The sequence below is a fragment of the Actinotalea lenta genome (genome assembly GCF_030586465.1).
GTDB classification, from domain to species: Bacteria; Actinomycetota; Actinomycetes; order Actinomycetales; family Cellulomonadaceae; genus Actinotalea; species Actinotalea lenta.
Genome location: NZ_JAUQYP010000001.1, coordinates 1,738,982 through 1,755,733, shown reverse-complemented (window position 1 = coordinate 1,755,733; position 16,752 = coordinate 1,738,982). Strand labels below are relative to the sequence as shown.

The following is a 16,752-nucleotide window of genomic DNA, read 5'->3' as shown; positions in this document are numbered from 1 at the left end:
GGGGCATCAACGCCCTCACGCAGAACCTCTGACCTCACACCCGCAGGCCCGACCAGAGCCCCTGCTCTGGCCGGGCCTGCGGGCGCACCTCAGCAGTCCGGCAGGTCGTCCAAATTGTTCCTGCTCGTGTTGTCCCAGTCGGTTCGCAGGTACTTGCCTGTTGGCCCGTTCACCACGGTGATCTCGGTGCGCTTGTCGGTCCACTGCACGTAGTACGTGTGCACCCCGCTATCGATGTCCCGGATGGCATCGCCCTTGCCCCGAGGCGACCAGGCGGCCCCCGGGGCGCACAGGGCCATGATGTCGCCCTGGTCGTCCTTGTGGGTGTTCGTCACGCGTCGGTCAGCCATGCTGCTGCCCCCTCGTCTCGTCGTTGAGTCGAACTAGCCACTCAAGTCCACACCCTTCAAGGCGCTTGACGGGCGCGCTCACGGGTGAAGTCCGACGGAGTGACGAGTGTCCCCATGCCGCCTTCCGCAGTCGGTATGTTCTCGGGGCTAACTCTCGCAGCCGATGCCGTCGTGGTCGCGGTCGAAGCCGTGCGGGTCGCTGCCGACGACCTTGAACCGCTTGTAGGGGACGTCCTTGCAGTTCAGGTCCGGCGGGTAGGGCGGGATGCACACGTCTGGGTAGGAGGGGTCGCACGCCGGCGCAGGCTCTGGCGCAGGTGCCGGTGGTGCCGGTGGCGCGGGAGCCGGGGGCGGCGGTGGCGCGGGGGTGGTCTCCGGTGTCGGGGTCGATGTCGGGCTCGCAGACGGCGCCGCGCCTGCTCCTGGAGGTAGCGGCTCGTTGGGGCACGTGGACAGCACCCGGACCATGGCGTCGCGTTCGGCCACGGTGACCCACACCCCGTAGGTGGCCTTCACCCCGACCTGGCGGGCCACGTACTGGCAGCGGAACGCCTTGTTCGGCGGCAGCCACGTCGCGGTGTCCCCGTCGCCCTTCTGCGCGTTCAACGGGCCGTCCACGGCCAGCAGGTTCATCGGGTCGTTCGCGAACGCCACCCGCTTGGTGGCCTCCCACTGCTGGGCGCCCTTCTGCCAGGCGTCCGACAAGGCCACCACGTGGTCGATCTGCACCGCGGTCGAGGTGCCTTCGCCGCGCACGAAGTTGATCGTCTTACCGGAGTACGGGTCCGCCAAGGTCCCGGTCAGCACCACGCAGTCGTGGGTGCCGGCCTTGAACGTCGTGCCCGTCAGGTCCCTGGCCAGGATGTCGTTGCGGGTGTCGCACCCGTTGTGGTCCGTATCGCCCCACCCGGACCCGAACAGGTCACGGTCGTACCCCGTCTTGGGTGCGCGACCCTTGACCACCAACTCGCCCACCGCCGCCAACGCGGTCTCGGGCGCCGCAGACTCCACCGCCGCGGCCGTATCGACGGTCGGCGACGCGCTCGAGGGCTCCGCGGTGGCGGTCGGCGCCGTCGTAGCGGGCGACTGCGAGACGGTCGTCGGTGTCGTCGCGGATGACTTCCCTGCGGCAACCGGGGTGCATCCACCTGCCGCGAGTGCGAGGCCCGCGGCAACCGTTATGTACGCCGCCCGTCGCCCCCTGCTTTGCCACCTCACGGGCGCACCGTATCGCCCGCCGCACCCGTCGTGGGCTACTTCATCACTGGCGTTGCGGGCGGTGGCGGGTCTGGACGGTTGGGGGCGTCTCGGTGACCACCAGCAAGGCTCCCAGTAGGGCTGATGTGCCATCGTCGCTCGTCCATCGTGAACCAGGTGTCGAGGGCGGCGCTGTCAAGAGCCGACGGCGGGAGGAACTCCTCGGGCGCCGACTCGGAGTGCTTCCGTCCTGGAGGCAGGAGGCTGATGTGGCGTGGCTCCGCAGCACCGGCGGGATGGCGCACGTTGATGTTGTAGGCCGGAGCGTCCGCACCGTTGCGAACCACGAGTCGTGTCTCGCCCCGATGGGTCTCCAACCTCACCGTGAGGCGCCCAGCACGCGCTCGCTGCGCACGTCGAATGTCACAGCGCCAGATCGCCAGAGCCGTCACCGCAGCCCCGCCCGTGGCCACCGCCGAGAGGGCATCCCAGATCATGGCCGGACCATAGCGCCCCTGGGTGTCGGCGCTTTAGGAGTCCGTGTTGTCCTCGGCGGGAGTGCGCTCCGAGCCTGGCACGCCGAGGGACGGGCGCTCGAGGTTGCGTGAGCGTGTGCGCGGGTTCGAGACGAGAGCACCCGCGAGGCGTCCCGGGCTGCTCACCCGGTCATGTGAGCCGCGATGCGCTCAGCGGCGCTTGCACCTCCGGTGAGTCTCGTCCGGAACGTACGGCGGGCGGCCACGAGCGGGCCCGTGACGGTGCGTACGACGTCTTCACGCCCACCGCTCTCGACGTGCACGCCCACCTACTGGCTGCTCACCCGGTCGGGTGGGCGACGGCCCCTCAGCGGCGCCGATAACCGCGCTGCTGCGCGTCATAGACGTACTCGTCCCGCGGTAGAACCTGTCCGAGCACCTGGTTGGCGCACACGCGCACGAGCGAGGCGCGAAGGCCCGCGTGCGCGCGCTCGCCGAACTGCACCCCGAAGATGGCGGGCCACACATCCCAGCCGACCAACACGGGCGCGTCGATCGCCGGCGCGGCAGTGAACGGGCAGAGCACAAGAGTGTTCACGCGCCCGGTCAGCGCCCGCGCGCTGTCCAGCGCGTCCGTGTCCACCGGCTCGTCTGGATCGAACGAGTACACCGCGGCGACCACCCGCCCGTCCCTGAACACGCTCACCGAATGCGGATACGCCACGTCGCTCGGGTCGGCCACCGCCGCCCGGGCGGCTTCCGGCCGAAGGTGGAAACGCGCAGCCAGGTCGGCTGGGTTGACGCCGGGCTCATGCGCCGCCCGGTCGAAGTCGTCGTCGGTGAGGTAGCCGATCAACGGACCGCCCGGTTCACGCGTCAGCACCGCCTGAGCGCGGTTGGCCATCAGCCGCCTGCCGGGCCCAGACACGTCCATGTGATCGAGGGCAGCCAGCCGCTCCCCGGTCAGCGCCTTCGGGTCGGCGACGTTGAGCCGCTCCAGTTCAGCCCACGCCAGGGCCGCGGCGTCTTCCCACACGCCTGGCGTGCGGGCTTCGTCGGTGGCGGGCTGTGCCATAGGTGCCCGTGTACCAGCCGGGGCGTGGATGCCCCCGGCACTTTGGGGGTCTGAGGTCATCACTGGCCCACGACCACGCAGTGCTTCTGCTCCTGAAGCAGCGCGGTCATCTCGTCCACGCTCCCAGCATGCTGTGGAGGCGTCGATCACAGCCTCGCGACCGCTCCAGGTCGGCCCTGACATGGACCTCGGCGGTCACGCGGTGGCACAGGTACTCGTCGACGCCCACACCCACAGTTCGGCGCAGGGCGCCCTCGGATTAGCGGTTCGCACGCTCGGTCGCGGGCGGAAGCGCGGGTGAGAGGGCATCTCGCCTCACGCTCCGGCACGAACCGCGAGGCATCCTCCATAGACTCGGCCCGGACGCATCGCAGCGACCGACTCACGGCAGAACGGAAGTGACAGTGGGCACGACCAATATGTCCGCGTTCGTGTGGACCATCGCGGACCAGTTGCGCGGCGTCTTCAAGCCCCACCAGTACGGCTCGATCATCTTGCCCTTCACGGTGCTGCGACGTCTGGACTGCATCATGGAGCCCCACCGCCCGGCGATGCAGAGCATCGCTGAACGACGCCTCGCTGCGCGCCTGGCACTGATGGAGGCTCACAAGCAAACCCGCCTGTGGCTGTTCAACTCCTCGCCCCACAGTTTCGCCTCCCTCATGGAGGATCCGGACGCGCTGGCGGAGAACACACTGGCCTACGTCGAGGGCTTCTCGGACAACATCGACGTGTTCAAGAGGTTCAAGTTTGCCGACTCGATCGCTGAACTCGACGAGGCGAACATCCTCTACGCCGTCGCTTCCCGCTTCGCCGAGGTGGACCTGCACCCCGATGCGCTGTCCAACTCCGAAATGGGCGACCTGTTCGAGGACCTGATCCGCCGGTTCTCCGAGGCGTCCAACGAAACCGCCGGCGAGTTCTACACCCCGCGCGACGCGGTACGCCTCGTGGTCGACCTGGCGATCGCGGAGGACGACAAACTCGGTGCCGAGGGCGTGCCCGTGCGCACCATCTACGACCCCGCCGCGGGAACGGGCGGCATGCTGTCGCTGGCCGAGGAGCACATCCACGCCCAAAACCCCAACGCCGCCCTGACCTTGTACGGGCAAGAGTTGAACCCCGAGTCCTACGCGATCTGCAAGTCCGACCTGCTGATGAAGGGCCACGACGCCGACAACATCAAGTGGGGCGACACCCTGGCCAACGACCAGCACCAGGGCCGCACCTTCGACTTCGTCCTCGCCAACCCGCCCTACGGCGTGGACTGGAAGAAGTCCGAGAAGGCCGTCCGCGACGAGGCCGCCAAGGGCGCCCAAGGACGCTTCTCGCACGGTCTCCCGTCGGTGTCGGACGGACAGATGCTGTTCCTGTGCCACATGGCGTCCAAGATGCGCCCGGCGAAGATGGACGGCACCGGCGGCGGACGTGTCGGCGTGGTCCTCAACGGCTCCCCGCTGTTTACCGGCGGTGCCGAGTCCGGGCCGTCGGAGATCCGTCGCTGGCTGCTCGAGTCCGACATGGTCGAGGCGATCGTCGCATTGCCGACCGACATGTTCTTCAACACCGGCATCTCGACCTACATCTGGGTGCTGGACAACACCAAGGCCGATGAGCGGCGCGGCAAAGTCCAGTTGATCGACGCGACCGGCTACGGCACCAAGATGCGCAAGGGGCTCGGCTCCAAGCGGGTCGAAGTCACCGACGCCGACCGCGCCACCATCCTCCAGACCTACGCAGCCTTCGCCGACACGGACATCTCGAAGATCTTCGACAACCAGGACTTCGGCTACTGGACCATCACCGTCGAACGGCCCCTGCGGCTCGCGTTCGACGTGACCGACGAGCAGGTCGAGACCGTCGTCGCGGACAAGAAGTTCAAGGGCCTCGATGCGGACGCCCTCGCCGACACGCTTCGCGCGGTCAAGGGCACCCGCTACACCTCTCGTGACACGTTCCTCGCCGCGGTCAAGCACGAGGGGGATGCGCGTGGGCTGAAGTTCCCCGCGGCCCAGAACAAGGCGCTGCAGGACCTCCTGGGCGAGCGGGACAACACCGCCGAGATCTGCCGCGACCGCAGGGGAGCCATCGAGCCGGACACGAAGATGCGCGACACCGAGAACATCCCATTCGGATGGAACGGCACCGACAAGCACGCCCAGGCCAACGGCACCCGCAAGGCAGTCATCGACGCCTACATGAAGACCGAGGTCCTTCCGCACGTGCCCGGCGCATGGGTCGACCACGACAAGACCAAGGTCGGCTACGAGATCCCCTTCACCCGCCACTTCTACACCTACGTCCCGCCGCGACCACTGGCCGAGATCGACGCCGACCTCGAGAAGGTCGCTGCCGAGATCATCGAGATGCTGCGCGAGGTCGAAGCGTGACGGGCACGGCCCCGCGGTGGGGCAGTCGGGCGGCCGCCAACGGGCGGTTCGGTCACCTCGTCGCGAGAACTGACGTTCGCCTCCCCGGCGTCGATCTGCCGCTCTTATCGGTATCACAGACCCGGGGCGTAGTGCGCCGGAGCGAGATCTCCGATGCACCGCCCCGCGCGGACAGCCTCGATGCGTACAAAGTCTGCCGAAAGCACGACATTGTATTCAACAAGATGAGCATTGGCGCGGGCGCGGTAGGCGTCGCTCAAGAAGACGGACTCGTGACGTACCACTACGAGGTCATGCGAGCGTTCGCCGACAGCGACCCCCGATTCGTGACGATGCTGATGAAATCAGACTGGTTCATCGGCGAACTGGTTGCGCGCGAGCGAGGGATCGGCGCGGGGCCAAAAGCGAATGTCCGAACGACGGAGGTCCCGTTCTCAGTCATGCGCGCGGTGCCCATTTGGGTCCCAACGCTTGACGAGCAGCGCGCGATCGCGGACTACCTCGACGAGCAGACCGCGAAGATCGACGCCCTCATCGCGAAGCAGAACGAGATGATCGGACTGCTCGACGAGCGGCGGGTTGCGGCGATTACGCACGTTGTCCAGCGCGACGGCCAGAGCCTGACCCGGCTCGGGCATCTTGCAGACGTCATCGACTGCGCGCACGTGACGGCCGAGTTCGTTGATGACGACTCCGGTTATCCAGTCGCAAGCATCGGGCAGTGTCAGGGCCCCGAGGTCGATCTCTCTCAGGCCCCTCGGACGACCGCAGAGTTCTTCCGACTCCTTACGTTCGGTGACCGTGCACCGCAGGCCGGCGACCTTCTCTTCATTCGCAACGTTTCGGTAGGGCTGGCGTCGGAGGTTCCCGCCGAGGTCGAGCCCTTCGCGGTCGGGCAAGAGACCGTCCTCATCCGGCCGAGCAGGTCGATCCTCACCAGGTTCGTTCGCTACGGACTCCAGTCTTCCCCGACCAAGTTCGCGATCGAGTCGGCGATGGTTGGCAGTACGTTCCGGCGCATCAACGTGTCACGCATACGCGCCCTACCAGTGCCGTTGATCCCAGCGTCGGAGCAGATCGCGGTAGTCGACCGCCTCGACTCTGAGACCGCTCAGATCGACGCCCTCGTCACTAGGGCTCGCGAGCACATCGCCCTGGCGCAGGAGCGTCGCGCGGCGTTGATCACGGCGGCCGTGACGGGCCAGATCGACGTTCGGACTGCGACCCGGGAGGTGATGGCCTGATGGCCAAGGACAGCGAGAAGTCGTTCGAGGACGAGTTCTGCGCCCACCTCGCTGCGCACGGGTGGCTGTACTCGCCGAACGACGACGGCTACGACGCGAAGCGGGCCCTGTTCCCGACTGACCTGACCGCATGGTTGCAGGAGACGCAGCCGGAGGCATGGGCCAAGGCCGTCAAGGCTGCCCCAGGGGCGCCGGAGCACGACAAGCAGGTCGACCGGCTGCTGGATCAGGTTGTCAACTTCCTGGACACGGACGTCGACCAGGGCGGCGGGATGTTGTCGCTGCTGCGCAGGCCGCTGCGGGTGCTGGGGTCGCCGAAGCCAATCTCGCTGTGCCAGTTCCGCCCCAACAACTCTCTGAACCCGAAGGTGACAGCAGCGTTCGAGGCCGTGCGGCTGCGTGTGATGCGGCAGGTGCACTACTCGTCGGTCCCGGGTGACGAGCGGTCGATTGACCTGGTTTTCTTCATCAACGGCCTGCCGGTGGCGACCGCGGAGTTGAAGACCGACTTCAAGCAGTCCGTCGGCGACGCAATCACCCAGTACAAGACCACCCGCCTTCCAGTGGAGAACGGCCACGCGCACCCGCTCCTGGGGTTCGCCACCCGGGCGCTCGTGCACTTCGCGGTGTCCAACGAGGAGGTCTACATGACCACCCAGTTGGCCGGCGACAAGACCCACTTCCTGCCGTTCAACAAGGGCCACGGCCACGGCAAGGGCAACCCTCCGCGGGAAGGCGAGTCCGCCACCGCGTACCTGTGGACCGAAGTGCTCGAGCGGGGAACGTTCCTGGACATCATCGGCAAGTTCTGCCATCTCGAGATCAAGACCGTGCACGACCCCATCAGCGGCACGTCCTCGGCGAAGCGCACCCTGCTGTTCCCGCGCTACCACCAGTGGGACGCGGTGACGAAGACCGTCGCCGATGTGCGCGAGTACGGTCCGGGACGTCGCTACCTGATTCAGCACTCGGCCGGGTCGGGCAAGACCAACACCATCGCGTGGACCGCACACCAGTTGTCGCGCCTGTTCGACGCGAACGACACCAAGGTGTTCGACAAGGTCATCGTCGTGACCGACCGGACGGTGCTGGACGACCAGTTGCAGGCCGCCGTGCGGCAGATCGACCCTTCGTTCCGCGGCGACAAGGACGCGGACTCACCGGTGGTGACGATCGACGAGAAGACAGTCCGTGCTGCCGGGTCGAAGTCCAAGGCGCTCGACGAGGCGCTGAACAGCCCCAAGCACATCATCGTCGTAACGATGCAGACCTTCCCGTACGTGTTGGACGTGATGTCCGACTTGGGGACGTTCGCGGGCAAGAACTTCGCGGTCATCGCTGACGAGGCGCACTCATCCCAGTCCGGTGCTGCCGCAGGAACCCTGCGCCAGATCCTGTCCGCCGCCAAGATCGAGCACGAAGAAGCCGAGGAGGGCGAGAGCGAGGACTTCGAGACACAGGACGTGCTCGCTGGGCTCGTAAACGCGAAGGCGAACACCCCGAACATCTCGTTCCTGGCGTTCACCGCGACCCCGAAGGCCAAGACCCTGGAGATGTTCGGCACCGCCACCGAGGGCGGCGGGCGCCGGGCGTTCCACCTGTACACGATGAAGCAGGCCATCGACGAGGGTTTCATCCTCGACGTGCTGCGCGGCTACCAGACCTATGACACCGCCTTCCGCATCTCCCACGAGGCTAGTGAGCAGGATCTCGTGGTCGACAAGCAGCAGGCCACGATCCAGATGCTCCAGTGGGTGCACCTGCACCCGACGAACATCGGCGGCAAGGTGAAGATCATCGTCGAGCACTTCAACAAGAACGTCGCCCCGCTCCTCGGCGGCTACGCCAAGGCCATGGTCGTCACCGGCTCGCGCAAGGAAGCGGTGCGCTTCAAGACCGCGATGGACGACTACATCACCACCAGGAACTACGCCCTGAAGACCCTGGTGGCGTTCTCCGGAAAGGTCCTCGACGAGGAGGTCTCACCGGAGCCGTTCACGGAGGCCTCGATGAACCCCGCCACCGTCGGGTCAAACCTTGCCGATGCGTTCGCCGGGCCGACCTATCAAGTGATGATCGTCGCCAACAAGTTCCAGACAGGGTTCGACCAGCCGCTGCTGTCGGCCATGTACGTCAACAAGCGTCTGTCGGGTGTGATGGCCGTGCAGACGCTGTCCAGGTTGAACCGGACCTACCGGACCCCAAACGGCGAGCCCAAGACCAAGACCTTCGTGCTGGACTTCGTCAACGACCCCGAGGACATCCGCAAGGCGTTCGAGCCGTACTACGAGGACGCGTACCTCGAGCAGGGCACCGACCCGATGATCGTGTTGAAGATCGCCCAGAAACTCGAACACGCCGGCATCTTCGCTACCTCCGACGTCAACGCCGCCGCCGAGGCCTACCTGGCGGGCAAAGGCAACAACGTCCTGTCCGGGATCGTGAAGCCCGCGCGCGACGAGTTCTTCCGACGCCGCGACGCCGCCGTCCTGGCCGGCAACCAGCAGGAAGTCGACGCCTGCGACGTCTTCCGGCGCGACACCGGCACCTACGTGCGCGTATACGACTTCATGAGCCAGGTGTTCGACTACGCCGACCCCTACCTCGAAGCCCTCGCGATCTACCTTCGGATGCTCGCCCAGGTCATCGCCGAAGACGCACAGCGCCAGAGCATCGACCTGACCGGCATGGAACTCGCGGTCAAACACACCAAGAGCGCAAGGGTCGACATCAGCCTCGGCAAGGGCGACATCGACCCCCTCCACGGCTTCACCGAAGCCGGCACCGCATCAGCACGCGAGAAGATCATGGTTGCGATGCAGGACGTCATCGACAACATCAACGCCCTGTTCGGAGCCGACTTCCAGCCCTCCCAGACCCGGGGCATCGTGGCGATGCTGCTAGGCGCGCTCAGCGAGAACCAAGCCCTCATCGAGCAGGCCAAGTCCAACAGTGTCGACCAGTTCGTCGACTCACCCAACCTGCAAGCCGCGATCCTCCAGACACTGCTCTCGAACAACGACGTCCACGACAAGTTCACCGAGTTCATGGTCGACAGCGGACTGCCCCAGGACAAGATCATCGCGTCGATCGGCAGGATGCTCTTCGTCGCGGTCCACGAGTCCGATCAACCTCTGCCCCAGGAGTGACACGGCCCTCCGCAAAATCCCGGCGTCATCCGCCGGCGCGACCGTGGCGGCGCTGTTCGACAGCAGCCAGTTCGTTGGCGCGGTGGTGGGTGAGGGCGTTGGAGTACCAGGCGAAGGCGTAGTAGTCGATCAGGCCGCGTCGCCATCCCAGGCTCATGGCGCGTTCGGTGATCAGGGTGCGTTTGAACTGGGCGTGGTTGGACTCGGCGTCGGAGCGGATGCCGCGGATGACCATGGCGTCGGGGTCGTCGTCGGCCAGGATGCGCAGTTGCTCTGGGCGTGGGTCGCCTGGGCCGGTGGGGTGGGGGGATAGCCAGGTGGTGAAGTCTCCGGCGGGGCAGGGGATGCGGTAGCCGACGTTGAAGTGGTGGGTGCCGTCCTTGCGCCGGGAGCGCTTGACCGCCCCGCGGGTGAGGGTTGCCACGACGACGGGGTCGCCGGCGTCGTCCAGATCCAGGAGGCTCACGCGGCCTTTGACGGCGGCGAGGGTGTGGCTGCAGGGCCCCGCGGCCGTGGTGTGGGTGGCCAGGCCAAGGGGCAGGGAGGGTGCGCGGCGTCCTTGGTCGGTTCGTACCGCTGCGGGAGCCTGGGCGGCGTCGGTGTACTCGGGTTGCTTGGCCAGCACGACGTAGCCGTCCCGGGTCTGGATCTTGTCGATGTGGGTTCCGCGCAGGGCGCCGTCGTAGACGACGACCTGGATGCCGTCTCCGGCCGCGGCGCGTAGTTCCCCGACAAGTCGCACGGCGGTGTTGGCTTCCTGGCCGGGTCGGTCGATGTGGTCGATGGTCAGCACGACGCGCTGGTAGACGTGGGGGCCGCGGGCGTGGAAGGCGACGTACCCGTGGCCGTGGACCGGGCCGCTGTGGCCGTGGTGTTCGGCGATGTCGGGGTCGTAGCGCTGGCTCGGTCGCTCGCGCAGTCGCCCGGTCCGGTCGGGGTACCAGAGGGTGGTGCCGGTGGGCTGGTCCAGGCGCACGGCGCGTGGTGGGGCGTAGATGGGCCGCACGATGGTGCCGTCGCCGTATACGGCGCGGGTCCGGTCCGGGTGGGTCAGGGAGCCGGGGCCGTCGGTCCGCAGGAGCCCCAGGTCGTGGGCGAGGTCGAGGGCCAGGGGCAGGTGCAGGCGACGGATCTGGGCCAGGGCGGCGTCGTCGCACAGGTGTTCGTCGCGCAGGCGTCGCCAGTGGTGCCATGCCGGCGGGGTGGTGGGTGGTGCCGGCACGTCGAGCCGGTGTTCGGCGATGGTGGCCAGCATCTGCTCGCGGATCTGGTCCCAGGCGCCCGGGACAGCCAGGTCGGTCTCGGTGCGCACGGTCGAGCGGGTGATCCGCGCGAGGGAGGCGAAGATCAGCAGGACGTACGGGGGGTGTAGGCGGGGGCGTCCGATCAGGGAGCGCTGGTCCAGTTCGGCGCCGATCTGGTAGATCGCGGGGTAGGTCAGGACGGCGCGCAGGCGTTCGCTGGTTCCGGCGAACCGGATGGATGGGGTCATGGTCGCCACTCCAGGGCGATGTCCTCGGCCGTCGCGTCCAGGGAGCGCAGCCCCATGCGTCTGGCGACGTGCTCCACGGGCATACCGCCCTCGTACAGGCGCCGCCCGGCCCAGTTGCGGACCGAGGCCGGGCGCACGTCGGGCTCGGCGGCCAGTCCGGTGGCGTGCAACGTGTGGGTGATCGCGTTGCACACCGCAGCCTGGGCCGCGGCCTGACCGGGGTTGTGGGACCCGCGGTAGGTCAGCAGCGTCGAGCCCGGCAGACCGGCCTGGCGTAACAACGACGCGTGGCGCGCGATGATCGCGGTGCCCCACGGTGTCAACTCGCCCAGGCGTGGGTCGGCCCTGCGGGCCCCGGCCAGGGTGACCCAGCGCGGCTCGCGCGGGTCGTCCAGGTCGCTTAGCCGCACCTGGGAGATCTCGCTGGTCACCGCGGTGGCCTCGGCCAGCGCCCACGCCACGGCGCGGTGCAGTGATGTCCCTGTGGCGCCCAGCCGAGTGGCGGCCCGTGCCAGGGCGATCTCCTCGTCGGTCAGCGGGCGAGCCGCGCGGGTGCTGCGGGCCGGCAGCGCCAGGTCCAGCGTGGGGTCACCGACGTCGTAGCCGCGCGAGCGCAGTTCCCGGAACAGCATTCGCAGGGCTGTGCGCCGCGCGTGGCGAGTCGCTAGTTCCGGTGGCCGACCGTGGCGGGTGTGCGCGTCGACGAACCCGGCGCAGTGGACCGGCTGAACCTGCTCGAGGCTGGTCAGCCCCTGCGCGGTCAGCCGCAGCGCGAACCGGCTCAGCGTCTCCCCGGTGCGCGCGAGGGTCTGCTCGGAGAACGCACCGGTCTCGCGCCAGGCGTCCATGACCTGCGTGACCTGGGCGACGACGGCCGGCTGGGAGCCGGACTCGCTCATGGCGCCGACCCTAGGCCGCCAGCGCGCCGGTTTGAAGATGCCCGTGAACAGGCAGAACGCTCCCTCACCCCGGGCAGAACGCCGCCGGGCGTGCGACCGGATCGGGGCGCCGATCCCCTTGCCGCCGCGACGCAGGACCGTCCTGCGCGCCGCCTAGGAGGAACGATGGGCAAGGCACGGGTAAAGGAGCGGCAACTGACCAAGCGTGAAGAGGTCAAGGCGCTGCTGACCTACCCGGCGTTGTACGGCCTGGCCGGCGCCGTCCCCACCTCCGGGCGGCCCAGCGCGTACCCACGCGACTTGCTGATCGCGGTCGCGGCCCTGGCCCGCGTGTACGGCAGCCAGAACGCCGCCCTGACCGAACTGCGCGGCGGGCTGTGGCCCAAGGTCTGCAAGTGGTACCGCGCCGCGGTCGGTAGCGACGTCTCACTTCCGAGCGTCCCGCCCACGGCCCGCGTCATGGACCGGCTCCTGCAGAGCCTGGCCACGCCCGAGGCCTCTCAGGAACTGCGGACGGCGTTCATGAACACCTCGCTGCAGGTCGCGACCGGCTTCGGCCTGTTCACCGACGGCGAGCCGGACTACGCCCATCCCGACAAGCACCACCTCCTGCTCGGAGACGGGACGTTCTATCGCACGTACTCCGAGGTGCGGCGCGAGTGCGTGAACCCCGACGAAGACGAAAAGGTCTACAGGTACTTCAACACCCGGGCGAAGGTCCGCCCGCCACGGTTCCAGACCAAGTCGACCGATGCCTCCCAGGACGGAAAGTCCTCACGAGGCATCAACCACGTCACGGTCTCCACAAAGATCGGAGCACGCTCCCTCGTGCTGGCCGTCGACCAGTCCATGGGCGGCGAGGTCAACGAGGCGCTGACGCTGCTGGCCGAGGTGCGTCGGGCACTGGGCACGCGCGCCCACATCGTGGTGTGGGACCGGGCGATCAGCGGCAAGAAGATCGGCCATCTGCTGCGTGACCACGGCCTGCTCGTGATCAACAAGGACGTCGCCCGTCCCGGCAACAAGAGCGGTGCCACCAAGGACGACAAGAGCGATGCCACCAGGCTCGTGTCCGCGGACAAGGCTCGCGAGATGTACTACAAGGGGATGCTGCCCGTCGGGATCTCGGTGTACCCACGCACCGGAGGTCGGGCCGAAGTCGTCTTGAGCAAGCATGTCGAGTTCGGTCCGGTGCCCGGCACCGACTGCTGGCATGACCTGCACGTCGATGACGGCGGCCTGTGGGACACGATCCAGATCCCAGACGTGCCCGGCCTCTTCAAGTTCCGGCAGGTCAAGCCCATCACTTCCCGACGGCTCAACCGCGGCACGGCCTGGGCGCTGGAGACGCGTTGGCGCCTCGAATGCGGCAGCCACGGTCGCTGCCACGAGTTCACCACCGTCTGGGACCCCCTGGAGGAGGCCCCTCAGCGCAAGCACGACAAGGCGATCGCCGCCCTGCGTCCCGTCCCCCGAAGCCTCGAGCGATTCGCCGAGGTCCATGGCGACCGCAACTCCACCGAGAGCCTGCACGCGTGGTTCAAAGCGCGGACGGGCACCACCGCAAACCGCGGCCGTGCGACACGTCTGGACGGAGACGCCCAACTGATCGAGCACCTGTGGGCCTGCCTGCTGCGCAACGCGATCTCCTACTACCGGATCACCCGCCAGATCTAGGCACCCGACGGCCCAGTGGATTCGGACGCCGATTGCTCGGGCACACGTACCGAACTAGAACCCGGAGCCCACTATGAAGCCCACCAACCTCACGCTCGAAGACATCGTCGACGCCGCATCGGCGATCTCGACCGCGGACCTGTGCGAAGACCTGCAAGTCGACGACGCCATCGCACGGGTGACTGCAGCAGTGAACGTGGTCGAGGCCAAGGACGTTGACGACCTGCTCCGGCTCACCACAAGGGTCGTCGCCCTGGCCAGCGGCGTGCCGGCCGACGGCGCCTTCCACAAACTGGCCGACGTCGACAGGGCCCACCGCTGTCGGAACGTGTTCGCCGCCATCGTGGCACTGGCGGCCGACCTGGGCGACGTCGATCCCAGGGACCTGCTCGCCCGACTCGCCCCGGCCCGCGGCGCCCGCCCCGGCGGACGCGGCCGGGCGCTGACCGACGACGAGGTGCTGGTCCTGCGCGTGTACACCTCCCACCTCATGCGAACCGCCACTCGAGTCGAGCCCGCCATCACCTACCTACTCACCGAGGCAGGTGCCAACCCCTCCGAGGCGACCACCGTCACGCCCAAGCGGCTAACCCCGGAGATGTCTCCGAACAAGGCCAAACTCCCCGGCGTCAACGGCATCGTTCCCAAGCGCAAGGTCGACATCCCGCTGTGGGGGCGGGTTCCCCTCAGATTCGCGCTCACGCTCCACATGACCCGCCACGCCGGCGCCAAGACCACGCCCATCGCCTACCGCGGCACCAAGCAAGCCGGCGGACACGCAGCCAGCGCCAGCGCATCCGGCAACCTCAACCGGCTCTACCGGGAGGTCGGGATCGACCACCGCTCGGTCACCCCCATGAGCGTGGTCCGCTGGCGCGTCGCCACGACCAAGCGCGTACACGGCCTGAAGGCCGCCGCCAAGATTCGGGGCCTCGACGCCCCGAAGGACGCGCTGCGCGCAAGGCTGCAGGAGTTCAGCCGCGCAGCGTGACCCCAACACCACTCGCGTCAGGAGCCCAGACCCCGGTCGCCGTGCGCGGCCGGGGTCTCGTGCTGTCCGGGCTAGGCTCCTCGGCACAGCAAGCGAGGTGTCCCACTCACCGCTCCGAAGGGGATACTTCCGTGGAGGGTTCCGTGGAGGGTTCAGTGGACTAAAGGGTGGAACCCCCGCCCCCGTAGCTCAGTGGATAGAGCGTCGGACTTCTAATCCGTTGGTCGCAGGTTCGAATCCTGCCGGGGGCGCCGAGCGGTTCGAGCGCTCCGGCACGCGCCGGCACACCACCCTCAGGGTGCGACCTGATGCGGCCCCGCGACGCCCGGGGATCGGTGCAGGTCAGGCCCTAACTTGTTACCCCAGGTGGCATCCGAGGGACGCGCATGTGACGGTTGCTGAGTCGCCCACGGCGCCCGGTAGACGGGGCGCCTGAGGTCGAGAGGCGACTTCCCTGACTTGCACGCAACCCCCTCTTGGAGGCTGCCATGAACATCTCTGTCATCGGCTGCGGCTACCTCGGTGCCGTCCACGCCGCCTGCATGGCCCATCTCGGTCACGACGTGGTCGGGATCGACACCGACCGACGCAAGGTCGACGCGCTCAGCGACGGCCAGGCCCCCTTCTTCGAGCCCGGATTTCCCGAGCTGCTGCGCGAGGCCGTCGAGTCCGGGCGCCTGCGCTTCACCGACGACTTCTCCGAGGCAGCCGACTCCGACGCGCACTTCCTGTGCGTCGGAACGCCGCAGCGGGACGAGGACGGCGCCGCTGACCTGCGGCACGTCGACGCCGCGTTCGAGGCGCTGCTCCCCCATCTCGACGAGCACGACCTGGTGATCGGCAAGTCCACCGTGCCCGTCGGCACGGCGGAGCGGATGGCCGGGCGCCTGGAGACCTCGGGCACCGGCGCGCGACTGGCGTGGAACCCCGAGTTCCTGCGCGAGGGCTTCGCCGTGGACGACACGCTTCGCCCCGACCGCCTGGTCTACGGAGTCCCGGACGGCGAGCCCGGCCGCCAGGCGACCGCAACGCTCGACTCGGTGTACGCCACGGCGCTCGAGGCCGGCACCCCGCAGATCGTGACGGACTACGGCACCGCCCAGCTGGTCAAGGTCGCCGCCAACTCCTTCCTGGCCACCAAGATCTCGTTCATCAACGCGATGTCCGAGGTGTGCGAGGCCACCGGGTCCGACGTCACGGCGCTGGCCGAGGCACTCGGCCACGACGACCGCATCGGCAACAAGTTCCTGCGGGCCGGCCTCGGCTTCGGTGGTGGCTGCCTGCCCAAGGACATCCGCGCGTTCCAGGTCCGGGCCGGCGAGGTCGGCGCCGACCAGGCACTGTCCTTCCTCAGCGACGTGGACGCGATCAACACCCGTAGCCGCGAGCGCACCGTCGAGCACGCCCGCCAGCTGTGCGGCGGCTCCTTCGACGGAGCTCGCATCGCCGTCCTCGGCGCTGCCTTCAAGCCCAACAGCGACGACGTGCGCGACTCCCCCGCGCTGGACGTCGCCCTCCGCCTGCAGCGCGCCGGGGCCGCCGTCGTGGTCACCGACCCGCAGGCCAACGCCAACGCCGTCAAGGCGTGGCCGGAGCTCGACGTCGTGGACGAGGTCGAGTCGGCCGCGACCGGTGCGGACCTCGTGGTCCTGGTGACCGAGTGGCAGCAGTTCCGGGACCTCGACCCGGCGAAGCTCGGCACCGCCGTGCGTGAGCGCCGGATCCTCGACGCCCGCAACGTCCTGGATCCCGCCGCGTGGCGCGAGGCGGGCTGGACCTACCGCGGCCTCGGCCGCCGCTGACCCAGACCGG

At 68.3% G+C, this 16,752-nt stretch carries 11 protein-coding genes and 1 tRNA gene; 7 read left to right on the top strand and 5 right to left on the bottom strand.

Going from position 1 to position 16,752, the window contains the following annotated elements; translation table 11 throughout:
* Nucleotides 1-89: 89 nt before the first annotated feature.
* The 3 genes from Q6348_RS08405 to Q6348_RS08395 all read right to left on the bottom strand — a co-directional run bounded on the left by Q6348_RS08405 (nucleotide 90) and on the right by Q6348_RS08395 (nucleotide 3,098).
* Nucleotides 90-350, bottom strand: coding sequence for a DUF3892 domain-containing protein (locus Q6348_RS08405; protein WP_304600847.1), 261 nt, complete (start codon nucleotides 348-350; stop codon nucleotides 90-92).
* Between the two features lie 147 nt (nucleotides 351-497).
* Nucleotides 498-1,361, bottom strand: coding sequence for an HNH endonuclease family protein (locus tag Q6348_RS08400; protein ID WP_350339653.1), 864 nt, complete (start codon nucleotides 1,359-1,361; stop codon nucleotides 498-500).
* 1,029 nt (nucleotides 1,362-2,390) lie between these two features.
* Nucleotides 2,391-3,098 (bottom strand): hypothetical protein, encoded by a 708-nt coding sequence (locus tag Q6348_RS08395; protein ID WP_304600846.1) that lies wholly within the window; start codon nucleotides 3,096-3,098, stop codon nucleotides 2,391-2,393.
* A 431-nt stretch (nucleotides 3,099-3,529) separates the two neighbouring features.
* On the opposite strand from Q6348_RS08395, the gene Q6348_RS08390 reads away from it, so the two are divergent.
* From Q6348_RS08390 to Q6348_RS08380, 3 genes are read left to right on the top strand one after another with little or no spacing between them, the layout of a single operon-like run.
* The gene (locus tag Q6348_RS08390; RefSeq protein WP_350339652.1) at nucleotides 3,530-5,488 is read left to right on the top strand and encodes a type I restriction-modification system subunit M; all 1,959 of its coding nucleotides are present in this window, start codon (nucleotides 3,530-3,532) and stop codon (nucleotides 5,486-5,488) included.
* The gene (locus Q6348_RS08385) at nucleotides 5,485-6,732 is read left to right on the top strand and encodes a restriction endonuclease subunit S domain-containing protein (protein ID WP_304600845.1); all 1,248 of its coding nucleotides are present in this window, start codon (nucleotides 5,485-5,487) and stop codon (nucleotides 6,730-6,732) included. Before Q6348_RS08390 ends, Q6348_RS08385 begins: the two co-directional genes overlap by 4 nt.
* Nucleotides 6,732-9,881 carry a type I restriction endonuclease subunit R gene (locus tag Q6348_RS08380; RefSeq protein ID WP_304600844.1) on the top strand — a complete coding sequence of 1,050 codons (3,150 nt, stop codon included), beginning with the start codon at nucleotides 6,732-6,734 and terminating at the stop codon, nucleotides 9,879-9,881. Before Q6348_RS08385 ends, Q6348_RS08380 begins: the two co-directional genes overlap by 1 nt.
* Before the next feature lie 25 nt (nucleotides 9,882-9,906).
* On the opposite strand, the gene Q6348_RS08375 is transcribed toward Q6348_RS08380, so the two are convergent.
* On the bottom strand, nucleotides 9,907-11,373 hold the full coding sequence (locus Q6348_RS08375) for a hypothetical protein (protein ID WP_304600843.1): 1,467 nt from the start codon (nucleotides 11,371-11,373) through the stop codon (nucleotides 9,907-9,909).
* Nucleotides 11,370-12,272, bottom strand: a complete 903-nt coding sequence (locus tag Q6348_RS08370; protein WP_304600842.1) for a site-specific integrase — start codon at nucleotides 12,270-12,272, stop codon at nucleotides 11,370-11,372. The genes Q6348_RS08375 and Q6348_RS08370 overlap by 4 nt, the downstream gene beginning before the upstream one ends.
* Nucleotides 12,273-12,437: 165 nt before the next feature.
* On the opposite strand from Q6348_RS08370, the gene Q6348_RS08365 reads away from it, so the two are divergent.
* The 4 genes from Q6348_RS08365 to Q6348_RS08350 all read left to right on the top strand — a co-directional run bounded on the left by Q6348_RS08365 (nucleotide 12,438) and on the right by Q6348_RS08350 (nucleotide 16,742).
* Nucleotides 12,438-13,949 (top strand): hypothetical protein, encoded by a 1,512-nt coding sequence (locus tag Q6348_RS08365; RefSeq protein WP_304600841.1) that lies wholly within the window; start codon nucleotides 12,438-12,440, stop codon nucleotides 13,947-13,949.
* 73 nt (nucleotides 13,950-14,022) lie between these two features.
* Nucleotides 14,023-14,940 carry a tellurite resistance TerB family protein gene (locus Q6348_RS08360; RefSeq protein WP_304600840.1) on the top strand — a complete coding sequence of 306 codons (918 nt, stop codon included), beginning with the start codon at nucleotides 14,023-14,025 and terminating at the stop codon, nucleotides 14,938-14,940.
* 178 nt (nucleotides 14,941-15,118) lie between these two features.
* Nucleotides 15,119-15,191 (top strand) — tRNA-Arg (locus tag Q6348_RS08355).
* Nucleotides 15,192-15,428: 237 nt separating this feature from the next.
* A complete protein-coding gene (locus tag Q6348_RS08350) occupies nucleotides 15,429-16,742 on the top strand; it encodes a UDP-glucose dehydrogenase family protein (protein ID WP_304600839.1) in 1,314 nt (437 codons plus the stop codon).
* Nucleotides 16,743-16,752 lie beyond the last annotated feature (10 nt).

Coding starts and splice junctions, on each gene's coding strand:
- Q6348_RS08405 (WP_304600847.1), bottom strand. CDS start 350: ATGGCTGACCGACGCGTGACGAACACCCACAAGGACGACCAGGGCGAC.
- Q6348_RS08395 (WP_304600846.1), bottom strand. CDS start 3,098: ATGGCACAGCCCGCCACCGACGAAGCCCGCACGCCAGGCGTGTGGGAA.
- Q6348_RS08380 (WP_304600844.1), top strand. CDS start 6,732: ATGGCCAAGGACAGCGAGAAGTCGTTCGAGGACGAGTTCTGCGCCCAC.
- Q6348_RS08375 (WP_304600843.1), bottom strand. CDS start 11,373: ATGACCCCATCCATCCGGTTCGCCGGAACCAGCGAACGCCTGCGCGCC.
- Q6348_RS08370 (WP_304600842.1), bottom strand. CDS start 12,272: ATGAGCGAGTCCGGCTCCCAGCCGGCCGTCGTCGCCCAGGTCACGCAG.
- Q6348_RS08365 (WP_304600841.1), top strand. CDS start 12,438: ATGGGCAAGGCACGGGTAAAGGAGCGGCAACTGACCAAGCGTGAAGAG.
- Q6348_RS08360 (WP_304600840.1), top strand. CDS start 14,023: ATGAAGCCCACCAACCTCACGCTCGAAGACATCGTCGACGCCGCATCG.
- Q6348_RS08350 (WP_304600839.1), top strand. CDS start 15,429: ATGAACATCTCTGTCATCGGCTGCGGCTACCTCGGTGCCGTCCACGCC.